The sequence below is a fragment of the Halanaerobacter jeridensis genome, assembly GCF_016908315.1.
Lineage (GTDB): Bacteria > Bacillota > Halanaerobiia > Halobacteroidales > Halobacteroidaceae > Halanaerobacter > Halanaerobacter jeridensis.
In genome coordinates, this window is sequence record NZ_JAFBDQ010000039.1 from 1 (window position 1) to 2272 (window position 2272).

Annotated in this window: 3 protein-coding genes; all 3 read right to left on the reverse strand. The window is 29.2% G+C overall.

Annotated features, from left to right (window positions below):
- Positions 1-431: 431 nt before the first annotated feature.
- Positions 432-593: a hypothetical protein gene (locus JOC47_RS15195; RefSeq protein ID WP_204703281.1), complete on the reverse strand. Its 162-nt coding sequence runs from the start codon at positions 591-593 to the stop codon at positions 432-434.
- Between the two features lie 76 nt (positions 594-669).
- Positions 670-1053 carry a hypothetical protein gene (locus JOC47_RS15200; RefSeq protein ID WP_204703283.1) on the reverse strand — a complete coding sequence of 128 codons (384 nt, stop codon included), beginning with the start codon at positions 1051-1053 and terminating at the stop codon, positions 670-672.
- Between the two features lie 13 nt (positions 1054-1066).
- A complete protein-coding gene (locus tag JOC47_RS15205) occupies positions 1067-1699 on the reverse strand; it encodes a carboxypeptidase-like regulatory domain-containing protein (RefSeq protein WP_204703285.1) in 633 nt (210 codons plus the stop codon).
- Between the last annotated feature and the right edge of the window lie 573 nt (positions 1700-2272).

Below are 2272 nucleotides of genomic sequence, written 5' to 3' on the forward strand. Positions count from 1 at the left end.
TTCACTCCTCTATAAATATATTCATTTGATCTTATTATGACCATGTTTATTATATCATAAACATATTCATTTTGCCATAAACATATTCATTTAATAGTTTAATGAATATGTTCTTTCGGATATGAATATATTCAAAGAGGTATTTCGGCTAACGTCCCTGGGATTAGCGACGTCTCATTGTTGCTCCTATATTCTGCCATACTCCTAAATTTCATAAGTCAGTGCTTAACCCTGCCCTATCCTCCGCACCTAGATGTCGCTAATCGCATGTTATAAGACGTGCGGCATGTCGAGCAATGCTATATTTCATCTTTATAACATTTTATTACCATTATAAGATAAAAAAATATCTTCCAAATATTACTATCAGAGGACTTTTCAATTTTATGCTAAATCATTTATCTCTTCTGCACTTGAATCTGTGCATTTTTTTATTTTTCAATACTCTCGCATTCTTCTAACATTTTTTTTGTTACTTTCATTTTCTCTTTTTTCTTCTTTTTTTCCTTTTTTAGCAGTTTTCTATAGATTAGTAATCTAATCATGTATTGCTTTCTGCCTACTTTCATAAATTTCTCTTGTTTCTTCATCATGACTCAACACTTCTCTAACTTGTTTTTTTATCTGTTTATCTTAGTATATAATATAAAAGTTTTAATGTAATCACTCCTATATATTAAGTTCTAAATAAAAATCTTCAAAGTAATAACTACCATCTTCAATTACAAAAGCATTTTCAGAAACATTGTAATAACTAGAGGTACTATAAGCAGGCGTAACTGTTACTTTTACATCATAAGTTCCCTTTTTATCCACTTTACCTTCATAAGCAGCTTTGGTTTGTTCCTCATCTTCAAATTTAACTTCTGGGTAATAAGTATTTTCATCATTATACACCTTAACTGTAACCGAACTCATAGATAGTTTAGTACCATAAGATTCAACTTGAACATCACCACACACAGTAGCTGGCATTGGGTCTTTAGTATCAAAGCAACCTGTCAAACCAAAAATCAAAAGCAAACTCAATAGCATTAAAAATAATTTTTTCACAGTATCACTCCTTTTAATTAGGTGGTAGAGTAAAAGTTATATCTTCATATATTATTTCTTTTTTGTTAACTACATTACTAAATTTTAATGTTAGTTTATCAAACTTATTTTTACTGTAAGTTTTTGCTGAGTATCCTTTCTCAAAATTATAAGTATGTTCCCCTGATTTTACAGTAATAGTTTTAGCTTTGATTTTATTTCCATCTCCATACAATTTAATTTCACTTTCGCCTTTTAAATCTCCAATATTTTTAAATATTATTTTAAAATTATATTCAGTATGGTAATAAGTATTACCCATAATGGTTGAAGTACTAGCATAAGCATTAAATTCACAGTCTAAATATTTTATTTCAGCAGGTTGTTGTATTTCAGTTCCAGTAAAATGGACTTTATCACTACCCGAATTAACAGTTTTACTCTTAGGTTCAAATTTCCAATCTTCTTTAGTAGGGGTTATTTCAACTTCACCTTCCAATCCATGTTTATTATAGTATCCTTCCTGTCCTGTAGTTGCTGTCCCAAATTTTTGAAAACTAATAGTAACAGAAGGGATTGGATTATTCTTATTATCTAAAACTCTTCCAGCTATAGTATAAGTTTTGTCTTGCTGTTTTTCTTTTTCGCAACCTAAGCTAAAAACCAAAAGTATAACTATACTAAATATAACTAATTTCTTAATAATATCACTCCTTTTCCTCTGTTTTTTTTTGAGCAAAAAATTCGGTTTTTAATGTTACTTCTCAATATCTCAATTCTACATTTTACTTTTATTTTATGGAATTCAGTATTAAAAAAATCGTGTCCGTTATTCAATTATTTTTTCTTTTTTTCCTTAAGGACATATGCATTATGATATCTATTATTATCTTCTAAATAAAATCCACAATATTTATAGTTACCGCTCTCTCCAGCTTCTTAAAAACAAAATCTACTTTTGAATCTAAAATATCTTCTGCTATATTCCATTTTCCTTCACTATTTATAATTTATTTTATTAATATTATACCGCATTTTTACCAATATTAAAACCATAACTAAATGCCGCATGTCTTATGTAGGGTCGAGGCTGGTGCTCTAACTTAGGCTGACGTTTGTGTTCTCTGTTTGCTCACCCTTTCGTTTGTGAGTGCCACACTTCCTTAAGACTTTGTTATAATTAAAATAAGAAGAAGGAAACTAGCAAGCAAGATGAATAGAGTGCCATAGGCTCTTAAGC

Coding starts and splice junctions, on each gene's coding strand:
- JOC47_RS15195 (WP_204703281.1), bottom strand. CDS start 593: ATGATGAAGAAACAAGAGAAATTTATGAAAGTAGGCAGAAAGCAATAC.